The sequence below is a fragment of the Thermoactinomyces daqus genome (assembly GCF_000763315.1).
Lineage (GTDB): Bacteria > Bacillota > Bacilli > Thermoactinomycetales > Thermoactinomycetaceae > Thermoactinomyces_A > Thermoactinomyces_A daqus.
Genome location: NZ_JPST01000022.1, coordinates 24,021 through 48,089, shown reverse-complemented (window position 1 = coordinate 48,089; position 24,069 = coordinate 24,021). Strand labels below are relative to the sequence as shown.

Below are 24,069 nucleotides of genomic sequence, written 5' to 3'. Positions count from 1 at the left end.
AAAGACCGTTTGAATAGACTAATATTTCAGATTAAAATATTTTGTCCTGTTCTTCATTTTTAATGTGTAACCGGATGAAATCATTTTTCCCGGTCTCCCCCCCATATCGGGTCGTGCGTTCTCCGATCGCAACTCATCAATACTCTTATGTGTTATTCACAAAAAATCAATCATTTATTAACTAAATATTGACATAAAGTTAAATAAAGTTATATAATTAATTTGTTAGTTAGTGCTCACTAACATCCAGGCTTTGTCAAGGAGGATGTTACAAACACCGATGACGACGACGGAAGAGAAAATCCTGACAGCGGCCATTGAGCTGATGGCGGAAAAAGACTATCAAGCGGTCACCACCAAAGAAATTGCCAAGGCAGCAAATGTCAGTGAAATGACATTGTTCCGTCATTTCGGCTCCAAAATGAACCTCTTGGAGGCGGCCGTTGAGCGCTTTTCCATTATCGTGCCCCTTTGGCAAACGGTGGAGAAACAGATCTCCTGGAATCTCGAAGCCGATCTTCTTCTGATCGCACAACTGTACCAGTCACTCATCAGGCAAAACAAAAAGGCATTTACCGTCTTGTACAAAGAAAGCAAACATTTTCCCCATCTCAAGGAAAAAGTGATGTATAAAAACCCCGTTAGCCTGAAAAATCATCTCGTTGAATATTTCCGGGAAATGCAAGCGCGCGGACAAATGATCGACGTCAACCCGGAAGTGCCCGCGGTCGGGTTTCTCTATATGAATTTGAACGCTGTTTTGGGAATCAATGATCTACTCAGCCAACTGGATGAAAGTGAGTTCATCTTGCAGGCCGTGCGCATTTTCGCCCGTGGCCTGAAAGCTTAGGGACCTGAACGTAAACCACAGAGAGAAAAAAGGGGAGATGTGTTGATGTTCACCATCCCGTTTGAAACTGCACTCCAATATGAGGGCGCAACAGGGGCAAAAGCGAAAAACCTGTCCATCCTGGCAAACCACCAGTTGCCGGTTCCCGATGGTTTCGTGGTCACTGCAGAGGCACTTTCGCGTACGCTCGCCGCCAACCGAATCAGCCTGGATGATGCGCAGGGTCTGTCAGAGAAGCTGACGACAGCCGTGATTCCCGATGAAGTAAAAGAGGAGATCAAAGCCCGGTTTGAGCATTTGCGGAAATCGTTTGCCGCAGTGGCCGTGCGTTCCTCTTCCGCGGCAGAGGATCTGGAAGATGCCTCATTTGCCGGACAGTACGAAACCTTTCTCAATGTAACGGCATTTGAAGACCTACTGAACAAATTGCGGCATTGCTGGGCATCCATGTTTTCAGAACAGGTTCTTTCCTATCTGAAGAAAATGAACATCTCCCTCTCCGATCTGGCGATGGGCGTCGTGGTACAGGGTCTGGTGTATTCTGATGTCTCCGGTGTCATCTTCACAGCCAATCCCATCAGCAAGAATCCGCATGAAGTGGTGATCAACGCCAGCTACGGTCTGGGTGAGGCGATCGTGTCCGGAATGGCGACCCCCGATCAGTTCGTGATCGATAAAAAAAGCGGCAACCTGAAAAAAGAGCCGGGGTTGAAAGAAGTGAAAATTCTCGCCGGCCCCTCAGGAACCCGGACGGTGGAGACAACGGAAACGGAACGGCAGCAGTTTTGCCTGACCGATGCCCAAGTACGGTCACTGGCTGACATCGCCCGGAGGGTGGAAGAAATTTATCAGCACCCGGTCGATTTGGAATTTGGCATCGAACAGGGCAAGATTTACCTGCTCCAGGCCCGGCCGATCACCACGGCCATCTCCGATTTCCAATGGTCGATTCTGCTGAACGAAGAGGACAAAAAAGATCAGTTCTGGTTTTATGATGAAACCCACTTTGATGGCCCAAAAAGCCCGCTTTTCACTTCTTTCATGGTTCCCGCCTTTGTCCACGGATTTCATGCCGGCTTTAGCAAGTTTAAGTTTCCGGTCGGCAAAAGCCGCATCAAATCGCATCTGAGTCACATCTACATGTCGATTGAACCGTTCCGCGGCAACATAAAAGAACGTTTGGCTCAACATCAGGAAATCGTCCGTCCGTTGCTCCCCAATGTCAAACAGTATCTGGCTGACCGGGTCAATCAGGTACTGATGCCGATTTACCGTCAATTGGATCAGGACAGCCACAGAGAGCTGGAACTGGATGAAGCACGGGAAAAAGTGGCCGATCTGTTCCGCTTTTACCAAAAAGCCTGGGAAGTGCACTTTGAAGTGGTCGCACCACCCTCAGCTGTAAACAGGATGTTGGAGAACCTTTATCAACAATTGACCGGGAAAAAGGATCCCATTTTCCTTCAAGAATTACTGGTTGGTGTCATGAACAAATCGCTGGAAACCGACCGGGAGCTTTGGAAACTGGCAGAGCAGGCAAAACAGGATCCAGAAGTGTTGGTAGCTTTGCAGGAAGAGACAGCAGACCGGGTTACGGAACGACTCGCCAGAAGCGATGCCGGCCAACGCTTTTTGCGCGAACTGCAACGGATGCTGGAAACATACGGATACCGCAAAGACAATACCCATGAATTCCTGGGGAAAACCTGGATTGAAGACCTGTCACTCCCACTGAGCCGTATTCAAACCTATTTGCAAAACGGATATCATTTTGCAGATGAGCATGCCCGGATCGTGAAGTCACGCACTCAAAAATACGAAGCATTTCTCGACTCTTTGCCGGAGAGCGAGCTGAAAAGCCGGTTTATGGAGGTCTACCAATGGGCGCTGGACGCGGCGACGATCCGCGATGACCACCACTTTTACATCGATGCCATGCTCTCCGCCAAATCACGCCTGTTCCTGCTGAACGTGGGCAATACCCTCACCAGGCACGGAGTGATAAACGAAAAAGAAGATATTTTCTTCCTCTACTATGATGAATTGCTGAAATTAATGGAAAAACCGCAGGATTCTTCCGGATTGATTGCAGAGCGCAAAGCGGAATTTGCAAGGAACCAAAATCGGATCATTCCGACCCATTTCGGCAAACCTTCGCCTGAATTGTTGTCCAATCCGCAAATTGCCCAAGTCCATGGTTTGCGCAATGTGGAAGAAAAAGATGAAGACCGGGAACTCAAAGGGTTTGCCGCATCTCCGGGCACTTTTACCGGCAAGGTGAGGGTGATCCGCAGTGAAGCAGAGTTTGGCAGACTGAAAAAAGGGGAAATCCTTGTCTGCAAAACGACAACGCCGACATGGACCATCCTCTTTACGGTGGCGGCGGCTGTTGTCACCGATGCAGGGGGCATCCTCTCCCATTCGGGAATCATTGCCCGTGAATACAACCTGCCTGCTGTCGTCGGTACCCGGAACGCGACCTCAAAGCTGAAAGACGGCGATACGGTCACCGTTGACGGAAGCAGCGGGACGGTGACGATCCATGACTAAGGGCAAGGAACTCCTTTTAATTGTATCGTTGTTGGTGGGGACGATTTTGGTCCCCATCAATTCCACCATGATCGCCGTCGGTTTGTCGGCCATCTCCGCCTTTTTTCATGAGAGTTTAACCTCCATCTCCTGGGTGGTCACCATTTACCTGATCGTTATGGCCGTGACCCAGCCGATCGCCGGGAAGCTGGGTGATCTCTACGGTAACCGCCGCATCTACATGTGGGGACTCGCCCTGTTGTTCTTCGGTTCCATCGCCTGTGCCTTTTCGTTCAACCTGCCCTGGCTGATCGCTTTCCGATCGATTCAGGCAATCGGTGGCGCACTGGCCACTCCAAATGCCAGCGCCATCATTCGCCATGCCGTATCCAAAGAGCGCATGGCCAAAGTGTTCGGGCTGTTTGGAATGGGCATGGGGCTGGGGGCGGCGATCGGACCGTTGCTGGGTTCCACCCTGATCAGCTTGTGGGGGTGGAAGTCGATTTTCTGGGTCAATGTGCCTTTTCTCATCTTCGCCATCGCCACCACATGGTTCGTTCTGCCGAAAAGCGAGGTGCGCAAAAAAGCAGAACTCGACTGGCCCGGTTCCCTTTATCTGGCCGTCAGTTTTGCCATGTTGATTTTGCTGACTCATCCGCAAACGGTTCCGGGCTATATCGTGCTGGGGGTTCTGTTCGCCATCTTCGCCGCTTTATTCGTATATCGGGAGCTGCATGCCCCCTATCCTTTGATTCAGTTTTCACTGTTTAAAGACAGCACGTTCACCAGTGCCAATCTTTCCATTTTGCTCAGCAATTTTGTGATGTACGCCACTTTATTGGCCATGCCCCTCATTCTGGAATCCCACTACCACCTCTCAACCCAGAAGGTGGGACTGGTCATGTTTGTTTTCTCCATTTCCATGTCTGCCGCGGGATGGATCGGCGGACAGCTGACAGCCCGGTGGGGGAACCGCAAGATGATCGCACTGACCTTTGCAATCTCCGTGTTTGCCAGCGCGCTTTATTGGTTCCTTCATCTATCAACGTCAATCCCTTATCTCCTCTTCGCCTTGATCGCGGGGGGATTGGCCGGCGGACTCGGCAACTCCGCCATGCAGACGGCATCTCTGCAATCGGTGAGCAAAGAATTGTCGGGGACGGCCTCAGGCATTTTTTCCACGTTCCGTTATTTTGGCAGTATGATATCATCGACTCTGGTCAGTCTGTTGGTGGGCCAAGCATCATTGTTCGTCATTTTGCTGGCAGTATCGGCAGCAGGGATTTTCATTTCCAGAGGCATCAAGTTGGAATGGGAATCCAAACCGGCAACCCGGCTGGAGGCAAAATAACGGGAATTTCCCTGAATTACACTTAAGAAAGGGTGAAGCAGGTTGCCTGACTTTCGTCAATCATCAACAAGGCAGAAAACGCTGCTTCGCCCCACCACACGCGATAATTGAAAAAAACAAACTTTCACGGAAAGGAGCAAAAGATGGAAGCTGTAGCCAAACAATTGGAACCTGCAAAAAAAGAGCATAAAAAACTGCCCTTTGCCAACATGGTAAAGCGGATTATCTTGATTTTGGCAGGCGCTGCTCTTGTCTCTGTCGGATTGGAAATTTTTCTGGTGCCCAACCACGTCATTGACGGCGGGATTACCGGCATCTCGATTATTCTGTCACACCTCACCGGACTTAATTTGGGTGTTTTGCTCTTCACTCTCAATCTTCCGTTTTTCTTTCTCGGCTATAAACAAATCGGAAAAACGTTTGCCATTTCCACGTTAATCGGTGTCGTCGCAATGTCAGTCGGAACCAACCTGCTTCATCCCGTTCCCGGACTGACCAAAGATCCGTTGCTGGCCGCGGTATTCGGAGGAATCATCCTCGGAGCCGGTGTGGGCATGGTGATCCGCTATGGCGGCTCTTTGGACGGGACGGAAATTCTGGCTATTTTATTCAACAAGCGAATTCCACTGTCTGTCGGCCAAACAGTGATGTTCTTCAACCTGTTCATTCTCGGGAGCGCCGGATTCGTCTTCGGGTGGGACCGGGCGATGTACTCCTTGATGGCTTATTTTATCGCCTTCAAAACGATTGACATTACCATTGAAGGCTTTAATGAAACCAAATCGGTCTGGATTATCAGCGACTATCCGGAAGAGCTGGGAAAAGTGATTTTATACCGGCTGGGGAGGGGGGTCACTTATTTGAGCGGCGAGGGAGCCTATACAGGCGATGCGAAAAAAGTGATCTTCTGTGTGATCTCCCGTCTGGAAGAGGCGAAACTGAAATCGATTGTGGAAGAAATTGATCCCCAGGCATTCCTGGCGATCGGCAATATCCACGACATCCAGGGCGGTCGCTTCAAGAAACGGGATATTCACTGAGGTTACCGCCATCGCCTCTTCTTCCCGGGGGCTCTGCATCCATTTGCATGCCGGACATTCTCTGATCTCCAAGGAGTTGATTTCCCATGAAACGATCCGCTTATCTCGAACGGATCGGGATCAAAGCCGTAAAACATCCTGACCGGGCATTCCTGTCGCTTCTTCAGGAGAATCATCTGCTACACGTTCCCTTTGAAAACCTGGACATCCCGCTGAACCGACCCATTCGCATATCTTTGCCCGCTTTTTACAAAAAGATCGTGGAACAACGTCGCGGCGGTTTTTGCTATGAACTGAACGGCTTGTTTGACTGGCTGCTGCGGGAGTGCGGATTTGTCACCTCACGGATCTCTGCGCGCGTGCGGAATCCGGACGGTTCTTATGGCCGGGAATTCGATCATTTGACTCTGCTGGTTCATCTGGATCAGCCCTATTTAGTCGATGTCGGCTTCGGGAACAGCTGCCGGCTTCCGCTCCCGCTCACTGGTGAGGAAGTGGAAGACATCAGCGGCCGGTACCGCATCATTCCCGACCAAATCCGGGATCACTATCTCCTGCAAAGACAGGAGAATGGCGATTGGTCCACACAGTTCCGGTTTACGACCCAGTCGTATGAGCTGGACGCATTCACCGAGATGTGCGAATACCATCAAACTTCGCCCTCTTCCAATTTCACACAGAGAGCGATGTGCACCATTGCCACCAGGGACGGACGAATCACCCTCACTTCCAACTTTTTGACGATCACCCGGAACGGACAGCAACAAAAGTTTCCCATCTCGTCCCGGCAACAGTTTGATGAAGAGCTCCTGCGTTATTTCGGCATCCGGGTATGAGTCTCATATCTGACCACATACCCGGATCATGATCGATTTCCTTCCCGGCGCAACTCTTCCCTGACTTCCATCAAAATCTGCCCGAGCATATTTTTGCCGCTTCCGTCTGCTCCGCAACCCCAATAATAATCAACGGGTGAATTTTCCACAATCTCCCGGTTGCCGGTGGAGAGCAAAATCGCCCGAATGTCATGATGGCTTTTAAACTTTTGCAACACCGCTTTTCGCATCACTTCATCTTTCACCAATTCCCAATCTTGGCGCAGGGGCAGACGGCGATCCCGGCCCATGGTCGCAGCGTCCTTCGGGCTTTTTATCAGGCGAATCTTCTCTTCATAGGGGGTTCCCGCAAACTTTTGCGCTTGAAAATAATGTTCACTGGTGGGCCACCATTTTCCGTCCAGCATGAAACCATGCGCCGAAAAATTGGAGAAACAACCATATGGTTCATTCACTCTATAAAAATAAATGGTCACCGAGGTTCACCTTCCTGCCCGTAAATATTCCCAATCAATAAAAATCTAGAATTATATCATAACATAATTTTTTAAATAGATATACACTTCCATCTCCTCTTTCCCATCGCCTGTCAACCAAAAAACACCCCCTTCAATCAGTTTTCCAGGGCGTGTCCGGTGAATGACGATCCGTCCGAATTCATCGGCTCTGCTGTCCAAATATGACTTATCCTCCTCCGGTTCAACTACGCTCAAAAAGGGACGGACTTCTCCCCTGGGGTGTTATCTCAAACCTTATGAATCACGCAATCATAAATTATGGTAAAACCACTCGAAAGGGGAGAGAAAATGGCTACTTTTTATGAAGCACTGATACACAAAAACAGACTTGCCCCCATGATCATGAAACGGCCCGAAGTAATAGGAATCGGAGTAGGATACGCCAATCCGAAGGTTCCCTCCCAAGGTGCTTGTCTCAATCTATATACCTGCAAAAACTTATCCGCCTCCATTCACTCTTCGTTGCAATCAGCAATAATGAAAGCGATCAGAAAAAATTCCGCCGTGCCTGTGCGAATCATTCAAAGAGGACGCTGCACCACACATCATCCACGATTTCGCAAATCATCCGCCCTCCCGAGTTGGCAAAGCCGCCTTCGTCCCGTGCCCGGGGGAGCCAGTATTGGCAATGCCAATGGGACAGGGACAGCCGGAGTGATAGTATCCGCGTTTTCCAAATACCCCCAACTGTATATTTTGAGTAATAATCATGTTCTCACTCACTACAATACCAATCAGTTCAGTGAAACGATTCAGCCGGGACCTTCCGATGGCGGGAAGCTCAGAAGGGATCGGATCGGACGAGCATTTTTATATGTTCCTTTCAATCGAAACGGGGTAAATTATATCGATGCTGCCCTCTCCATTCCGGATCGCAATGATCTCCTGGACCCCAGATACCTTTCGGGAGAATCAGGTCAGCGAATGGCATTGCCGGGCCATCTGATCAGTTATAAAGTGGGGGAACGCTTTAAAAAAACAGGGAGAACGTCGGGGATGGTCAGGGGAATCGTTGAGTCGATCCATACCGATATCAAAGTGCTCTACTATCTGCCTGAGGAAACCACATTTTATTACCGCAACCAAACGATTGTTACCGGGAGCAAACCCAGCGCTCTTCCGGGTGATTCCGGTTCTGTCTGGCTGCGGGATCGGGACAACTTTGCTGCCGCGGTCCTTTTGGCCGGAACGGACGATGGAATCATGTCCGTCAATTACCCAATTCACTGGGCTGTCCAGGCTTTAAAAATCAGAATCGCCCGTCCTTCAGGCCTGGGGAAAGCAACAAGCCCCCCTCCCAATCATAACTTTGCCTACGTTCAACCTCTCAACCCCGTGGAATTGGAGCAGATTCGTGTGCTGAAAGTAAAAGATCGGGGCATTCCATCGTCTCTACCAATCCGGAGAGCCTAAAAAAATAGAATTGGTTTTTGGCACAAACTATCATCCTCTTTTCTTCATATCATAGAGAGTAAATTTCAAAAGGAGTGATGAGATGTTGAAAAAATTATCCGCAGAAAGCAAAGCTGTTCCGAAGAGAAAATTGAGAGCGGCACAAGGGACGGTTGCGAATCCGACGGGTGTCTACACCTCTGATGACGGCGGCCGTTATTATGTCCGGCAAATCGGGAACACCATTTGGTGGGCTGGACTGGGGAACGGAGGAACTGGAGATAACTTTACGAATGTCTTTCGCGGAACCCGAACCGGAAACGTCGTCAGCGGAACCTGGGTCGATGTTCCGCGGGGAACAAACACCGGGTCTGGTACCTTAAGTTTCCAAATCAGCTTGGATCCGACTACACAGAGAGTCACCTTTACCAGAAGATCTGCAACGGGCGGATTCGGCGCAACCTTCTGGCAATTTGACATTCCGCAGGGATTAAGACGACCGGCAAGAAGAAGAGTCAAAAGAAAAAGATAAACGGCTTTCTCAGAAAGATGCCCGTGTACTGCGGGCATCTTTTCCGTTTTCAAGCAAGACTTCCACACCAGGAAATCAGCAGAGTTATTCATTTATTCGTTCATATTTGTGCCAAAAAACAGAAATGGTCGTTTGGTACAAACCATCATTCTCTTTTTTCATACGATAAATTGACTTTGAAAAAAGGGAGTGATTCCATGTCCACAAGCAGTTTGATTGCCGGAAACAAACTGATTCCCAAGAAAAAAGTGAGAGCAGCACAAGGGACCATCTCCAATCCGACGGGTGTGTACGATTGTGATGATGGCGGCCGTTATTATGTCCGGCAAATCGGGAACACCATTTGGTGGACTGGACTGGGAAATGCCGGAGATGGGGATAACTTTACGAATGTGTTTCGCGGAATCCGAAGCGGCAACGTCGTAAGAGGAACCTGGGTCGATGTCCCACGGGGGGTGACCAGAGGGTCCGGCAACTTAAGTTTCCAAATCAGTGTGGATCCCACCACGCAGAGAGTCACCTTTACCAGAAGATCGGCAACGGGCGGATTCGGCGGCACTTTTTGGCAGTTTGACATTCCGCGGGGATTGCGAAAACCGGCGAGAAAAGGGGTCAAGAAGAAAAAATAACCGGCAGAAAAAAGCAAGACCCGTCATCAAACGGGTCTGCTTCTTTGCTAACTCCTAAAACAGGAATATGTCGGGTGCTGATACTTCTCTTCCGCTCCAGGAACCCCCGGCCAAAAGTTACCGCAGAAAGCACCCATCCCCTTCTGTTTCGGTTCCTGCCGGCTTTTTCAAAGCGCTCCCCGATTTGCCGGCAGCTTTCCCATCTGATCAGCGGGCATTTTTTATGCCGACGGATTCAGCTGATCACATACAGGTCTGAGGAAGACGGCCTGCAATCTTCTTCAATTCTCCCAAGGATGTTTTCGTTTGTGATCCAATTGTGCATCTGGCTTCGCTCCGAGATATTGCCGGGGAATGGCATCTTCTTTTCCGTCCTTTCCGGTCACCCAGTTGGATTTTGGGTTTTCCGGCTTCAGATCCTGATTGCTCTGTTTCCACCAGTCCTCCATTTTCACCCCTCCAACTGCGATGTATGCTTTAAAAATAATTTCTTTTTCCAGTCCATTGTTTCCTTCCGCAAAGGTCACCGCAGAAAAACACTCATCCCTTTCATTCACTCCGCGACCTGCTCATCCCAGACCGGCCCGGAATCGGCCGCTTCGCCCAAGTCCGATTCTTCCGCAACAGCTTCGGTTTTGGAGTTTTCCAGGAAAATCTTCATGCTCTTCAAATTGACGTAAAGGGTATCATCCACTTGAATGTCCAATTCCCGGTACCGTTCGTCACTTACTTCCACCTCAAACAATTCACCGGTATCGGTTCTTTTCAAATTTAAGCGCACAATCGGCCCGACCGGGTTGATATGACGGACAATGGCCGAAATGCTGGTCTTTTCCGATTGCTCGCGGCTGATGCCGATTTCATGGGGTCTGACATAACCCACAGCGGGAACTTCATCCGCATGTGAAATTCCCGGCACGTCCAACTCATGCTCACCCAATTTGATTTTCCCTTGATGAATCCGGCCATGAAACAGATTGACTCTGCCGAGGAATGTGTAGACAAAGGCATTGGCCGGCGAACGGTAAACTTCTTCCGGTGTTCCGACCTGTTCGATCCGTCCCCGATTCATGATAACCACCTGGTCGGCCATCTCCAGCGCTTCCTCCTGGTCGTGGGTGACGAAGACAGTGGTGATCTGCAACTTCTCATGCAATTGTCTCAGCCAACGACGAAGATCTTGTCTCACTTTGGCGTCCAACGCTCCGAACGGTTCATCCAACAGCAGCACTTTGGGTTCAACAGCCAATGCCCGGGCAAGGGCCACCCGTTGCCTCTGTCCGCCGGAAAGTTGGGCCGGATAACGTTTGGCCAATCCCTCCAACTGCACCAGGCGCAGCAATTCCGTCACCCGTTCGTATATCTCTTGTTTGGATGGTCTCTTTTTCCGAGGGCGCACTTTCAATCCGAAAGCGATGTTTTCAAAAATATTCATATGCTGAAAGAGCGCATAGTGCTGAAAGACAAAGCCCACTTTCCGCTCCTGCACCCTGCGGTTGGTATAATCTTCACCGTGAAAGAAAATCTGACCCTGATCCGCCCTCTCCATGCCGGCAATCAACCGGAGCAGTGTGGTTTTGCCTGATCCGGATGGCCCGAGCAGTGCCATCAGTTGACCTGTCGGGATTTTCAGGCTGACATTTTGAACCGCCTGAAAGGAACCGAATGCTTTAGAAACATTGCGCACCTCAATTCCCATTTCACTGTTCCTCCTCTGCTGCTTCTAACAGGCGTTTCGTCTTCCATTCGCTTAAACTCTTGATGATGAGGGTAATGATCGCCAATACCGCCAATATGGAGGCTACTGCAAAAGCTGCAACAAAATTGTATTCGTTATAAAGAATTTCTACATGAAGAGGGATGGTGTTGGTCATTCCCCGGATATGCCCGGAGACGACAGAAACCGCACCAAACTCGCCCATCGCCCGGGCATTGCACAAAATCACCCCATATAACAGCCCCCATTTTATATTGGGCAAAGTAACGCGCAAAAAGGTTTGCAAACCGCCTGCCCCGAGGGATAAAGCCGTCTCTTCCTCCTGTTTTCCCTGCGCCAGCATGACCGGGATCAATTCTCTGACCACAAAAGGAAACGTTACAAATACAGTCGCCAACACCATGCCGGGAACTGCAAAAATAATTTTGATATCATGCGCTTCCAGCCACGGTCCCAATATCCCCTGCGCACCAAACAGCAACACAAAGATTAATCCTGATATGACGGGGGATACGGCAAAGGGCAGATCAATGAGCGTGATGAGCAGGTTTTTTCCCCTGAACTCAAATTTGGTAATCGCCCAGGCAGTGGCTATTCCAAAAATCGTATTGAGAGAAACGGAAATCGCCGCGACGAGCAAGGTTAAACGGATCGCCGAGAGCGCATCCGCATCCTCAACGGATTCAATGTAAACCAAAATTCCTTTTTTCAGGGCTTCTGAAAAAACGGCAAACAGTGGTACGATGAGAAAAAGGAAAAGAAAAATAAGAGCGGCAAAAATAAGCAAAAAGCGAACCAACGCCGCAGGCTGAACCGGTTTCGGCATATTCCTCCCTCCTTATCCGATGAAATAACGCCGGCCACTAACCCATTGCAAACAATTGATTATAAAAAGCAAGATAAAGGAAGCAATCAAGACCACTGAAGCAATCGCAGTAGCTCCTGCATAGTCATACTGCTCCAGCTTGGTCACGATGAGCAGAGGGGTCACCTCTGTCACCATTGGCATATTGCCGGAAATAAAAATTACGGAACCGTATTCTCCCAAAGCCCGGGCAAAAGCGAGGGCAAAGCCGGTCAGGAGTGCGGGCAACAACGGAGGAAACAACACCCTGACAAAGGTTTGCAGCCGACTGGCCCCGAGCGAAAAAGCAGCCTCCTCCAACTGATGATCCAAGTCCTGTAAAACGGGCTGGATCGTTCGCACCACAAACGGAAAGCCGATAAAAGTTAAAGCAACTATGACACCAAGCGGAGTAAAAGCCACTTTGATCCCCAAGGGAGCCAAAAACTTGCCGATCCATCCGTTGTCGGAATAGACCGAAGTCAGAGCGATCCCGGCAACAGCTGTAGGCAGCGCAAACGGCAGATCGACAATCCCGTCCACCAGCCGTTTTCCGATAAAATCATAACGAACCAAAACCCAGGCGATCAGCGTCCCGAATACGGCATTGATGACGGAAGCGACAAAGGATGCGCCAAAGGTGAGCCGGTAAGAAGCGATGACTCGCGGATCGGTCACCACATCCCAATACTCTTTCCAAGATAAACTGGCCGTCTTGTAAAAGATCAGCGAGAGCGGAATCAGTACGATCAAACTCAGGTAAACCAGGGTATAGCCCATAGTCAGGCCAAATCCGGGAATGATGCTCTTTTTTGCCAACCTTTTCGCCATGAAACCTCCCCCTTCACTTTCTCAGCAAACCGGTCATTTTTTCTGATAGATCTGATCAAAGATGCCTCCGTCGGCAAAGTGGGTTTTCTGCGCTTTTTCCCAACCGCCGAATACCTCATCGATGGTGAACAAATCGATTTTCGGAAACTGGCTTGCGTATTTTGCCGCAACTTTCGGCGAACGCGGACGATAAAAATGTTTGGCGGCGATCTCCTGCCCCTCATCCGAATACAAATAGTCCAGATAAGCTTGTGCCACCTTGCGCGTTCCGTGCCGGTCCACGACTTTGTCGACAACCGCTACCGGCGGTTCCGCCAAAATGCTTTGCGAGGGATACACAATTTCAAATTTGTCTTTGCCAAACTCTTTCTGCGACAGCAGTGCTTCGTTTTCCCAAGCCAACAGCACATCACCGATTCCCCGCTCCACAAACGTCGTCGTCGCCCCACGCGCACCCGAATCCAGGACAGGGACATTCCGATATAATCTGGTCACAAAATCTCTTGCTTTCGCCTGATCTCCCTTATTCTTTTTCAGTGCATAACCCCATGCGGCCAAATAGTTCCACCTTGCTCCGCCCGAAGTTTTGGGATTGGGGGTAATGACGGATATCCCCGGTTTGACCAAGTCATCCCAATCCTTGATTCCTTTCGGATTTCCCTTTCTCACCAGAAAGACAATCGCCGAAGTGTAGGGCGAGCTGTTCTCCGGCAGCCTCTTTTGCCAGTCTTGGCTGATCAGGCCCTTCTTGGCGATCGCATCGATATCATAAGAGAGGGCCAAAGTGACCACATCTGCATCCAATCCGTCCTGAACTGACCGCGATTGTTGCCCCGAACCGCCATGCGACTGTTTGATCGTCACCGTTTCCCCCGTCTTTTTCTTCCAATACGCGGCAAATTGCCGGTTGAAGTCCTGATAAAATTCACGGGTCGGATCATATGAAACATTCAAAAGCTCCACTTCGTTCTTCCCGGATCCGGAGGATGGGCCGCATCCCGAAATCCCTGCCACCAAACTGAGCGAAACCAGTAACATCAATAACCTTTTCATCCGTTTTTCTCCTCTCCATTCAAAAAATAAAAAAGCTCCAATAAACCTGCCTGTGCATGGCAAGATTACTGGAGCCTTCGGTTGTCCGATCGGCGCAATATTTGATTATGAAAATGATTCTTGAGTGTCAGCCTCTTATTTTTTCTGTGCGGTCAATCTGAACAATCCTGGAATCGTGAACGGTTATCAATACAGATCCGTATTTCAGCCCTTCCAATGCCCGAATAATGCGCTCAATCCACTGTTCGTCAATCCCGTATGGATGATCAGACAAGAAGATCCCCTCCATCCATAAAGGAAACCCATCCGCCTTGGAGAATAGAAACAGTCAGATTGGGCTGCATCCTTCGATCTTTATAATCTCAAGTATGTTAGTCGAGATTATGGCGACAGGATCCCATTTAATTCAATCAACAAATATAGAATATTTTATATAATATTATTCCCCAAAATCATACTTGTCAATCATAAAATGCGACCTTGATAACCGGCTTTCCTTCCTATTCGTTCTGCGGCAACAAAGTGCCGAATTCATCATCGTAGAGTCCGCTTTTGCGAAGCCAGATATAATCCAGTTCACCTTTGTCGTTGAAGAAAAAGTCCGCTTTTTTGTCATTCAGTTTGTAGGAGACAAACTTCCCGTCAAGAATGTCAAAGGAGCTTTTGTCACGATCCGGTTTTCCAAACACCCGCTCAATGTTCTCTTTGGTGATCGGAAGAGGTTGTTCCGTTTCTCTGACGCTGATCGATGTCAACCGGTCCTTGAAAAATTTGAGCTGTATTTCCCTGTCTTTAAACCGAAAGCCCAGCCCTTTCTCCTGGTCACTCACTATACGGGAAGACACATTGTTTTCATAATCACCACAGGTGCCCGCTGCCACTTGTTGCAGGGAAGTGCCCAACGGCCCGCAATCGTAGTTGCCCAGGTCCCCCCGGCTGATCCACTGCTTCAGCTGTTTCGCCGCCGACAATCCACCCTCGGGGCTGATCCGTTTGTCGCTGCCCACCGGATGGGCGGCTGTTACAAACTGGGTGCGCGGTCTGCCGTCATAAGGGAAGTTGCTGGTGGTTTCTAATGTGAACCTGTCCAATTTATTGGTTTTCGAGCTGTACGAGAAGGTTACGTGATAAGAGTTCAAATTATATTGATAATACGTCTCAAGATCCGACATATCCGATTTTCCTTCATTGGTTTCGGAGGGGGGCCCGAAAACGCGTTTGACCTCGCTGATCAGCAACGACTCGTTTTTCCGCGCCTGGATCATGATGCTTTTCAACTTTTCATTTTGAAAATCAAGCCCAATCAACTTGCTGTTTCCATCGAGATAGAACAGGCTCGAATTGGAACCGTCAATCTCATAAACATCCGTCCGCTTAACCGGTTTTCCGCAACGGTTTATCACTTCCTGAATCGCAGTCCCGATCGGGCCGCATCGGTAGTCCGGCAGATTGCCGCTGGCGGCCAGCCTTTTGATCGTTTCGGTATAGGTCTCTTTCTTCTTCCCGGCAAACAAATGACGCACCCAAGCATTGGTTTCATCCTCGTAAGCACTGAGCAGAATGGTCATGATGAGCGGGATGAGGATGACGCTGAAAATAAAGGACATCATTTTATACATCTTTCGTTTTGAACGTACGCTGAGGAAAGGCTTGGGTTTGCTTCCCGACAAATCTCCGGCAATGTGCGGTTCTTCCTGGTTTGTCATTTTGGCTTCAACTTTTTCACGATTCCCATCCATTCTTTGTCTGTGCACTCCTTATTTTTTTGAATTCTCTACTTATGAGAACAAGCTCATTTTACCAAATGAGAAAAAGAAGTGAACACAGAACAATCCAACATTCCGGGCAGGGCCATTACCCGTTCGCGCGCTTTTTGATCCGTTCCCACCAGTCCCGGTTGTCCAGATACCATTGAATGGTTTGCCTGAGGCCATCTTCGAGAGTATACTTTGGCTTCCAGCCCAATTCTCTTTGGATCTTGGCCGAATGGATCGCATAGCGCCGGTCATGGCCCAACCGGTCTTCGACAAATCGGATCAATTCCTCTGATTTCCCGAGAACCTTCAAAATCAGTTTTACAATTTCAAGATTGGTTCTCTCATTATTTCCGCCGATGTTATAAACTTCTCCGTCCTTGCCCCGATGGATCACCCTGTCAAGGGCCGCACAATGGTCTTCCACATGCAGCCAGTCGCGCACATGGAGGCCGTCCCCGTAAACGGGCAATTCCTGATCCTCGAGGGCATGGGTAATCATCAGCGGAATCAATTTCTCCGGAAACTGGTAGGGGCCGTAATTATTGGAACAACGGTTGATGTTTACCGGCAAATCAACGTTTCATGATAAGCGCGAACCAACAGATCCGCACTTGCTTTGCTGGCCGAGTACGGACTGTTGGGAGCCAGCCCTGTCTCTTCGGTAAAAACGCCGGTTTCGCCGAGTGAGCCATACACTTCATCAGTAGATACTTGCAGGAATTTTTTTACTTTATGTTTTCTTGCCGCCTCCAAAAGGACGTGCGTCCCGACGATATTGGTTTTAACAAAAATATCCGGATTTTTGATACTGCGATCCACATGCGACTCCGCCGCGCAGTTGACAATCACCTCCACCCCGTTCCCCACAAGCGACTCCACCAGATTTCTGTCGCCAATGTCCCCTTTGACAAAGCGATAGTTGGCATGTGTCTCCACGTCTTGCAAATTCTCCCGATTCCCGGCGTAAGTCAACAGATCGAGATTGATGATCTCATATTCCGGATACCGGTTCGCCATATAGCGGATAAAGTTGCTCCCAATAAAGCCGGCTCCCCCGGTCACCAGCAATTTCATGTTGCTTCCTCCTGTCCGTTGTGGATTTTCTTGCGCCCGATCACCGAGAGCAGATACTGCCCATATTCGTTTTTCTGCATCGGTTCTGCCAATCTCCGCAAATCTTTGTCGCGAATATAGCCCATGTGGTAAGCGATCTCCTCCAGACATGCCACCTTCAGACCCTGACGTTTCTCGATCGTCTCGATAAATTGGGAAGCTTGCAAAAGGGTTTCATGCGTTCCCGTATCCAGCCAGGCAAACCCTCGCCCCATCAATTCCACGTGCAGGGCTCCCATATCCAGGTAGACTTTGTTCACATCGGTTATCTCCAACTCTCCCCGGGCGGATGGTTTTATCTGTTTGGCAATCTCCACCACATCATTATCGTAAAAATAAAAACCGGTGATAGCATAATTAGATTTCGGATTAGCAGGCTTTTCTTCAATTGAAATCACCCTGTTCGCTTCATCAAATTCTACCACACCGAAGCGCTGCGGGTCTCTGACGTTGTAGCCAAAAATGGTGGCCCCCTTCTTCCTCGCCGCCACTCTTCGCAGAATGGGCGTCAGACCATGACCGTAGAAAATGTTATCCCCCAGGATAAGCGCCACCCGGTCACGGCCGATAAATTCTTCCCCGATGAGAAAAGCCTGGGCGATCCCATCAGGTGAAGGTTGAATCGCATACGACAAGCGGATGCCGAGATCGGCTCCATCCCCCAATAATTGTTGAATCAGCGGAGTATCCTGCGGGGTGGAGATGATCAGGATATCCCTGATCCCGGCCAACATCAGGACGGACAATGGATAGTAGATCATCGGTTTATCGTAGACGGGCAACAGTTGCTTGCAAATCACCTTGGTCAACGGATAGAGACGGGTTCCAGTGCCGCCCGCCAGAACAATCCCTTTCATGCACATCCTCCTCTCTCAAGGCTCCGGGGCAGGCCCCGCATTCAAAAATAGACTCCCAAGTTTCCTGAAGAAACCAGGGAGTCTGCTTCGGCGGATAAGAGGCTGCATGATGCCAAGACCGGCTGTGCTTCCCGCTTGATCAATCTTTCTTCCCCACCGCCATATACAGCTGGCGAATAACCGAATGATGTTCATCCCGGATCATTTTTCTCCAACCGAGGGAAATTTGCCCCAGCACTTTACTGGATAAAAAGCCGTCCTGAACCAGCTTATACGGGATCCCGATCCCCTCCGATCTGAAAAACATCTCATCCCCCAGAAGCGCGCTGTGGGCACTGATGATTTCAAATTCCACATCGGTAAAACCGCCTTCTTTCAGGATGCGCGGGAGTTCTCTCCCGATTTTCGGATTGCCTCCCTCAGCCGCACGCGCCTTGCAATAAGCATCGTAAAGCTCGCGCAAACCGGAAACCGGCGGATAGGTCATGATGTGCATTTCAAAATCATTGTCGATGACGATCACTTTCCCTCCCGGCTTTACGATTCGGTAAATTTCCCGAACGGCCTCGAGAGGGTCAGGCAAATGCTCCAGCACCAATCTGGCAATGGCAAAATCAAACGAATCATCCTCCAGCCCGGTATCCGTGATCGAGCCTTCAATCACCTGCCACCTGTCCAACTTTTGTTTTGCCAAATAATTACCGGCATACTCGACCAGGAGCGGATCGATCTCCACGGCCGTCACCTCGGCTCCCGGAATATGTACCAACAGTTTTTCCACAAGAAAACCGGGGCCCGATCCCAACTCCACAATTGAACCGGCTTGATCCAGACCGAACTCCTGGTAATGTTTCCATTCACTTTGCCAAAACAAGTCGACCTGCGCCTTTAAGCGATTGATCTCAGCCTCCACATTATTGGCAATCGTTTTGATATGATAGGAACCGGATGGATTCAATGATTTCACTTCCTCACTCTGGGGATTCACGGCTGAAGCAACCGGGCATACAACATTTCCAAAGCCTTTTGATGACCGGTGAACGGGGAGAGCAGGCTGAAAACATGAAGATCCCGTTTTGTCCGGAAGTGAGCATTTGCCAGGTTGGCCAAGGTACCTGAAGGTCCCAAATCAATAAAAGTCACTCCATGGGCGACCGCTTCATTTAAAGCCTCGCCAAACCGGATCGGTTGTCTTAAAACATCCCAAAAATAATTCGCTGTCAAATGAGGCATCCGCCTTCCGGTCACTGAAGAATAGAACGGAATGCGCGGAGGCCGGAACGTAACTTGCCACAAACGCTCCCGCACCGCTTCTCCCGCGGCATCAATATGCGCAGAATGAAACGGGACGGTCACGGGAAGACGCAGGTGCGTGATATCCTTCATTCGCAGATATCTCTCAACCACATCCAGCCCCTCTTCATTTCCCGCCAGCACAAAATGGGACTGATGATTCACCGCAGCCAACTGCGCATGATGGTGAATGACAGGTACCTCATCATAGAGTGCCGGCGAAGTCAGAACTGCGATCATCCCCCCGGGCGGAGAGAGCGCCTTGAGCAGACGGGCTTGATCGAACAGACAGCGCAAACCGTCTTCCGCATCCAGCGCGCCGGCGACCACGGCGGCAGCATATTCCCCCATGCTGGAACCGATCACCGCCTGAGGCCGGATCCCTTTCGACATCAGCATGTGGGCCGTCGCCACCTCAACCATGAAAATGGCCGGATGGGTATAGAACAAATCAACAAACTCATCGCTTTTGGAGCGACGTTCATCATAGAGATACCGGATCAGGGAGTTGCCCGAAAGCTCTTGAAAAACGGCATCCAACCGGTTCATCTGTTCCCGGAATTCAGGTTCGTGGTCATAAAACGCTTTTCCCATATGAAAGTATTGCGAACCCTGACCGGAAAACATAAAAACCATTTTATCCCTCATGATTTCATCCCTGAAGATTCCATGACCGTCATCTTCCACCCTTTTTTCCATGAACCAAAAAGATAGTAGAACAGACTGCAGGCAGCCAGCGCGACAAAACTGGCCAGGATGGCCAACCATACACCGTTCACCTTAAAACCAGCTTGTGTAAGGAATGCTGCGGCCGGCACCCTGACCACAACGAGGGAAGCGAGAGAAAAAAGAGTAATGATCCCGCTTTTCCCCACCCCGGTGATAATGCCGTTGCACACGTATAAAACGCTGAAGAGCAAATAACCGAGACTGACGATTCGGAAATATCCGATTCCGATGCTCACAATGTTCGGATCATTGATAAACAGCTCCATGATGAAATGAGGAGCGAAAAAACAGAGCAGAGAAATGAGCAGAACGACGGGAAGGTTGACGATCAGTCCCCGGCGGAAGAGATTTGGGATCTCCGAAAACCTGCCCGCTTGCAATGTTTTTCCGGTGAGCACCGAAATCGCAATCATCACTGCGATCGAAGGCATGGCGGCGATGGAGTCGATCCTGCTGGTCACATAAAAAACCGCAATTGCATCGCTGCCAAAGGGATTGACAAAAAACAGGATACAGGCATAGCCCAAAGCCAGCATCAACTGCTGCATAAAGACCGGCATCCCCGCAGGCAAGAAGGCGGCCATTAATTTACCGTTGAATTGCCAACCGGTCGGCCTGGTAAGGAGACCTTTTACGCGGCGCCGGATGTACCACAAGCTGACGATGATGGCGATGACGGAAACGATCAGCGCAGCAATGGCAACCCCGTTTAATCCCCATTTCGGAAACGGACCGGTTCCTTCGATAAACAAGGGAACCAGAACCAGATTTCCCACGATGGAAATCGCCACGAACAGCATCCGGGCAACAACATTTCCGACACCCCTGAGCATGGAAACGGTGAGGAAGGACAGGTACATAACGGCAAAACCGAGCATCATGATCCGCAGATAGCCGCCCGCCAGCCCGATGACAGCTTCAGGGGTTCCAAACAAGGCAAGCAGCGATCGGGAAGAAAAATATCCCCCTGCGGTCATGATGACGACCAGACAAACACCGAAAGACCAGGACAGGTTCACATAGGTCTGCATCTTTTCCTTATTTTTGGCTTGAAAATGCTGCAAAATCGGGGTTGTGGCGACTCTGGCCGCTCCGCCGGCGATGGCTGCGAAAGCCAGGATGATCGGAAAACAGGCTCCGATGGCCGCTACTGCCAACCCTCCCAGTAGATGGCCCACCCAGATGACGTGGATGATGCTGTCAGCCATCATCAGCGCGCTCTCAATAAAAACCGGCAGGGCAATTTGCATGATCAGCCTCTTGCTCACAATATCACTCCGCTTTCATCTGAGAAGTTAAGATTCGCTGCTGCCCGCTATACCGGTCGGTTCGGACTGAACGGCAGTCGTCCCTATTTTCATTTGATTTTGAATTTGTTTCAGATTCGCAACCACGCATCCGAAGGTAATTGCTGCCGCACAGAAGTCGGAAATCGGCCCGGAAATCAGCACTCCTTCAACCCCCAAAAACCTCGGCAGAATGAGCAGGGCCGGAACCAGAATGAAAACTTGCCGGGTTAAGCTTAACAGGATCGCCTGTTTGGCCTTGCCGAGAGACTGAAAATATCCCGAAGCGACGATGGACAGGCCGATCAGCGGGGTAAAGAGGAGGTACGTGACCAGCGCATGGCTGCCGAAAGAAATCAATTGCCGGCTTTCGCTGTTGAAAATGGCAACGATGTACTCCGGCAGGAAATAAACGAAGAGCGAGGCGACACTGGCAATTACCGTGGAAATAATCAACGCCGTTTTCAATGTGCTCTTCACGCGCTCAAAATTTTTGGCACCATAGTTATAGCCGATAATCGGCTGGATCCCGAGGCTGATCCCCCATACGGGCAGCATAATGAATGTTTGCACGGCATTGACGACGTTCATGCCTGCGATCGCCGTATTTCCGCCGTAACGGAGCAACACATTGTTAATGATGACAAACAACACGCTGCTCGCCAATTGGGTGATGAAGGAGCCGACACCCACGGCCAGAATTTTCCCGACCAGCCTGCCATCAAGCTGCATATTTTTGGCGCGGATTTTCAAGAGGCTCTTGCTCAGAAAAAAATGCGATAAAACCCACAGCGCCGAAACCAGCTGAGAGATGGCCGTGGCCAGCGCTGCACCTTGCATCCCCCAGCCAAAGCCGAAAATGAAAAGAGGAGCCAATATCACGTTCAGCACCGACCCGATCAACAGCGTAAACATCGCTTTCTTGGGGTTTCCTTCCGCTCTGATAAAGTTGTTCATGCCCGAGCCGACAATCATGAAGATGCTGGCCAACAAAATGATCCAAATATAATCGGCCGCCGGCTTCAGCACTTCCGGGCTCGCGCCAAATGCTTTCAAAATCGGATTCAGAAAGATCAGACAGGGAACGGTAAAAAGAATCGAGACAATGATAAGCAAGGTTAAAGCGTTCCCCATCACTTTCTCAGCTTCAGCGGTGTTCTTCTCTCCCAGGCGAATGGAAGTGAGTGCGGTCGCTCCGGTTCCGATCAGGGTGGAAAAAGCCATGATGGTCATCATGATGGGAAAGGAAACGGCAATCCCGGCAATCCCCAGGTCACCGATCCCGTTTCCGATAAACACCCGGTCAATAATGTTGTAGAAGGCGCCGACAAACAAGCCGACAATCATGGGCAAGGAGTAGCTGATCAGTAATTTTATGGTATTTTCTTCACTCAACGCGTTGGTTTTGTTCATGCGCATTTCCTCCAAAACTCAATGATTTCTGCTTAAAACCGGTCTAAAAGGGCCGGCATCTCAATAAAACCGGATTTCCTCATAATCGATATCACTGATCAGGTTGCCAATGGCATTGATTCGGTCATCACTCAATTTTTGCATAAACTCAACGTAATGCATTTTCCATTCGCTCTCGTCGTCTTTTCCGGCAGCCACGATCGATTGAAAATCGAGAAAATCGGCGCGCAGCTCCTCATAAAATACGATTTTTGCGAAAATCGCCAGTTCCATGTCGCCAAAAGTGGCAAAGAGCGCTTCATATTCATCTCCATACAAACAACCGGAATCAAGCAGATCCAAATAGTCATGCAGGGAAGAAAAATAATCCCTGATCAGTTGCACTTTTTCTTCTTTTGTTTCGAGCCGCATCATTTCGTCCAGCAATCGGCGCAAGCGGACGTCGCTCATTCGATCCGCTTCGTTCAGCAAGAGCACAATCGATTTCGTCTTTACTTCTTTTTCCCTGATGATGACGGTTTCCAAGCTGTCATGGTTTGCAGCGTTGATCACTCGCTGAATCAAATTGTTCCGGCACTGGTTCATATAGTCTGTGAGCGGAGGATCGGTTTTCATCTCGTGCTGCAGCCGCTCCATCGCCTGATGAATGGCGGCGGCGATCTGTGAGGCATTCAGCCGGCTGAACATCCGTTGCAACCGGTTGTACTGATTGGCGGAAATTCTGATTTGACCGGCATCCCCCCCTGATAAAATCGAAAAGATGGCATTATTCAATACCAACTCAAAGATGTTGAACAATTCAATCCGGTAATCAAACCTGCACACTTTTCCATAGTCGGTCAGCAGATCCAGCAAGTCCCTCCGGTCGAATCTGCGGCAAAATCGCGTCTCCATTTGCAGGCGTTCCAGATACTGCCGGATATAAAAGACGCCCTGAAGGCGCATGTCATCGACCGCCAAAGGATAATCGATGCTGGCCATGGTATTGTGGGCATCAAAAACAATGCCGTACTTTTTCATAAAGATCGGCAACGATTCATCGATCGTCATATTGTAGGCATCGACGGGCACATCCAATTTGTTTTTCTTTACTTCCTGATAGAGCTGCTTCGTTTCTTCAAATAACCGGCGCAACAATTCCAATCCTTGTTCGTAGATGTTGCGGATATTGCCTGTTTTCAGCTCGGTGACTGCCTGATCCGGGTTGATGAATTGAAGGGTATAGGCATCAACAGCGTAGAGGAGGGAGGCCATGATACTTTCTGCCGTTTCAGAGGTCACGGAAGAACTTTCACCCTGCGTATAGCGCCGGATCAAATCCTGCAGAATGCCCATCAATCCGGCCTGGATGCGATATACCTCCTGACCGGTGAGCAATCCGGCACGAAGTCCTTCATTCAAAAGGGATATCGTATATTGATTCCGCCGGAGATTCGCTTTTTTTATCTTGCTGCGCGAAACAAGACCGGATCTCTCTTTGTCGTTTTCAAACTCCAAAC

General features: G+C 49.7%; 23 protein-coding genes and 1 pseudogene. 8 read left to right on the top strand and 16 right to left on the bottom strand.

Annotation, left to right across the window (positions count from 1 at the left end):
* Window positions 1–265 precede the first annotated feature (265 nt).
* The 5 genes from JG50_RS0111320 to JG50_RS0111300 all read left to right on the top strand — a co-directional run bounded on the left by JG50_RS0111320 (window position 266) and on the right by JG50_RS0111300 (window position 6,606).
* Window positions 266–850 (top strand): TetR/AcrR family transcriptional regulator, encoded by a 585-nt coding sequence (locus JG50_RS0111320; protein ID WP_033101229.1) that lies wholly within the window; start codon window positions 266–268, stop codon window positions 848–850.
* A 45-nt stretch (window positions 851–895) separates the two neighbouring features.
* Window positions 896–3,400, top strand: coding sequence for a PEP/pyruvate-binding domain-containing protein (locus JG50_RS0111315; RefSeq protein WP_033101228.1), 2,505 nt, complete (start codon window positions 896–898; stop codon window positions 3,398–3,400).
* On the top strand, window positions 3,393–4,730 hold the full coding sequence (locus tag JG50_RS0111310; RefSeq protein ID WP_033101227.1) for an MFS transporter: 1,338 nt from the start codon (window positions 3,393–3,395) through the stop codon (window positions 4,728–4,730). The genes JG50_RS0111315 and JG50_RS0111310 overlap by 8 nt, the downstream gene beginning before the upstream one ends.
* 143 nt (window positions 4,731–4,873) lie before the next feature.
* Complete coding sequence (locus tag JG50_RS0111305; RefSeq protein ID WP_033101226.1) at window positions 4,874–5,770, top strand: YitT family protein; 897 nt, start codon at window positions 4,874–4,876, stop codon at window positions 5,768–5,770.
* A gap of 86 nt (window positions 5,771–5,856) precedes the next feature.
* Window positions 5,857–6,606, top strand: coding sequence for an arylamine N-acetyltransferase family protein (locus JG50_RS0111300; protein WP_033101225.1), 750 nt, complete (start codon window positions 5,857–5,859; stop codon window positions 6,604–6,606).
* A 26-nt stretch (window positions 6,607–6,632) separates the two neighbouring features.
* Here the strand turns inward: JG50_RS0111300 and JG50_RS0111295 are convergent, their stop codons facing one another.
* Together JG50_RS0111295 and JG50_RS19725 are read right to left on the bottom strand one after the other, a co-directional pair.
* Window positions 6,633–7,082 carry an NADAR family protein gene (locus JG50_RS0111295; protein ID WP_033101224.1) on the bottom strand — a complete coding sequence of 150 codons (450 nt, stop codon included), beginning with the start codon at window positions 7,080–7,082 and terminating at the stop codon, window positions 6,633–6,635.
* A 51-nt stretch (window positions 7,083–7,133) separates the two neighbouring features.
* Window positions 7,134–7,319 carry a hypothetical protein gene (locus JG50_RS19725; protein ID WP_152568559.1) on the bottom strand — a complete coding sequence of 62 codons (186 nt, stop codon included), beginning with the start codon at window positions 7,317–7,319 and terminating at the stop codon, window positions 7,134–7,136.
* A 93-nt stretch (window positions 7,320–7,412) separates the two neighbouring features.
* Between JG50_RS19725 and JG50_RS0111290 the strand changes: the two genes are divergently transcribed.
* The 3 genes from JG50_RS0111290 (at window position 7,413) to JG50_RS18875 (ending at window position 9,677) form a co-directional block, all read left to right on the top strand.
* Window positions 7,413–8,537, top strand: a complete 1,125-nt coding sequence (locus JG50_RS0111290; RefSeq protein WP_052154239.1) for a hypothetical protein — start codon at window positions 7,413–7,415, stop codon at window positions 8,535–8,537.
* 85 nt (window positions 8,538–8,622) lie between these two features.
* The gene (locus tag JG50_RS18880; protein WP_152568558.1) at window positions 8,623–9,048 is read left to right on the top strand and encodes a hypothetical protein; all 426 of its coding nucleotides are present in this window, start codon (window positions 8,623–8,625) and stop codon (window positions 9,046–9,048) included.
* A 197-nt stretch (window positions 9,049–9,245) separates the two neighbouring features.
* Window positions 9,246–9,677, top strand: a complete 432-nt coding sequence (locus JG50_RS18875; protein ID WP_152568557.1) for a hypothetical protein — start codon at window positions 9,246–9,248, stop codon at window positions 9,675–9,677.
* Between the two features lie 281 nt (window positions 9,678–9,958).
* Here the strand turns inward: JG50_RS18875 and JG50_RS0111275 are convergent, their stop codons facing one another.
* From JG50_RS0111275 to JG50_RS0111215, 14 genes and pseudogenes are all read right to left on the bottom strand, one after another.
* Window positions 9,959–10,234: a hypothetical protein gene (locus JG50_RS0111275; RefSeq protein WP_033101223.1), complete on the bottom strand. Its 276-nt coding sequence runs from the start codon at window positions 10,232–10,234 to the stop codon at window positions 9,959–9,961.
* Entirely contained in the window at window positions 10,231–11,376 is a 1,146-nt protein-coding gene (locus JG50_RS0111270; RefSeq protein ID WP_081943880.1) for a sulfate/molybdate ABC transporter ATP-binding protein, read from the bottom strand. Before JG50_RS0111270 ends, JG50_RS0111275 begins: the two co-directional genes overlap by 4 nt.
* A gap of 1 nt (window position 11,377) precedes the next feature.
* Window positions 11,378–12,220 (bottom strand): sulfate ABC transporter permease subunit CysW, encoded by an 843-nt coding sequence (cysW, locus tag JG50_RS0111265; RefSeq protein WP_033101222.1) that lies wholly within the window; start codon window positions 12,218–12,220, stop codon window positions 11,378–11,380.
* A 12-nt stretch (window positions 12,221–12,232) separates the two neighbouring features.
* Window positions 12,233–13,069 (bottom strand): sulfate ABC transporter permease subunit CysT, encoded by an 837-nt coding sequence (gene cysT, locus JG50_RS0111260; RefSeq protein WP_033101221.1) that lies wholly within the window; start codon window positions 13,067–13,069, stop codon window positions 12,233–12,235.
* 33 nt (window positions 13,070–13,102) lie between these two features.
* A complete protein-coding gene (locus tag JG50_RS0111255; protein WP_033101220.1) occupies window positions 13,103–14,122 on the bottom strand; it encodes a sulfate ABC transporter substrate-binding protein in 1,020 nt (339 codons plus the stop codon).
* Between the two features lie 127 nt (window positions 14,123–14,249).
* Window positions 14,250–14,396 carry a YezD family protein gene (locus JG50_RS19380; RefSeq protein WP_370589277.1) on the bottom strand — a complete coding sequence of 49 codons (147 nt, stop codon included), beginning with the start codon at window positions 14,394–14,396 and terminating at the stop codon, window positions 14,250–14,252.
* A gap of 226 nt (window positions 14,397–14,622) precedes the next feature.
* Window positions 14,623–15,861: a DUF4309 domain-containing protein gene (locus JG50_RS0111250; protein WP_033101219.1), complete on the bottom strand. Its 1,239-nt coding sequence runs from the start codon at window positions 15,859–15,861 to the stop codon at window positions 14,623–14,625.
* A 115-nt stretch (window positions 15,862–15,976) separates the two neighbouring features.
* Window positions 15,977–16,953, bottom strand: a pseudogene (gene rfbB / locus JG50_RS18265) (dTDP-glucose 4,6-dehydratase).
* A complete protein-coding gene (gene rfbA, locus JG50_RS0111240) occupies window positions 16,950–17,849 on the bottom strand; it encodes a glucose-1-phosphate thymidylyltransferase RfbA (protein ID WP_033101218.1) in 900 nt (299 codons plus the stop codon). The pseudogene rfbB and the gene rfbA overlap by 4 nt, the downstream one beginning before the upstream one ends.
* A 139-nt stretch (window positions 17,850–17,988) precedes the next feature.
* Entirely contained in the window at window positions 17,989–18,816 is an 828-nt protein-coding gene (locus JG50_RS0111235; RefSeq protein WP_235281664.1) for a methyltransferase domain-containing protein, read from the bottom strand.
* A gap of 17 nt (window positions 18,817–18,833) precedes the next feature.
* Window positions 18,834–19,778 (bottom strand): acyltransferase domain-containing protein, encoded by a 945-nt coding sequence (locus tag JG50_RS0111230; RefSeq protein WP_160173858.1) that lies wholly within the window; start codon window positions 19,776–19,778, stop codon window positions 18,834–18,836.
* A gap of 8 nt (window positions 19,779–19,786) precedes the next feature.
* On the bottom strand, window positions 19,787–21,139 hold the full coding sequence (locus JG50_RS0111225) for an MATE family efflux transporter (RefSeq protein ID WP_152568556.1): 1,353 nt from the start codon (window positions 21,137–21,139) through the stop codon (window positions 19,787–19,789).
* A gap of 27 nt (window positions 21,140–21,166) precedes the next feature.
* Window positions 21,167–22,570: an MATE family efflux transporter gene (locus JG50_RS0111220; protein ID WP_081943878.1), complete on the bottom strand. Its 1,404-nt coding sequence runs from the start codon at window positions 22,568–22,570 to the stop codon at window positions 21,167–21,169.
* A 60-nt stretch (window positions 22,571–22,630) separates the two neighbouring features.
* Entirely contained in the window at window positions 22,631–24,067 is a 1,437-nt protein-coding gene (locus JG50_RS0111215; RefSeq protein ID WP_033101215.1) for a DUF6179 domain-containing protein, read from the bottom strand.
* Between the last annotated feature and the right edge of the window lie 2 nt (window positions 24,068–24,069).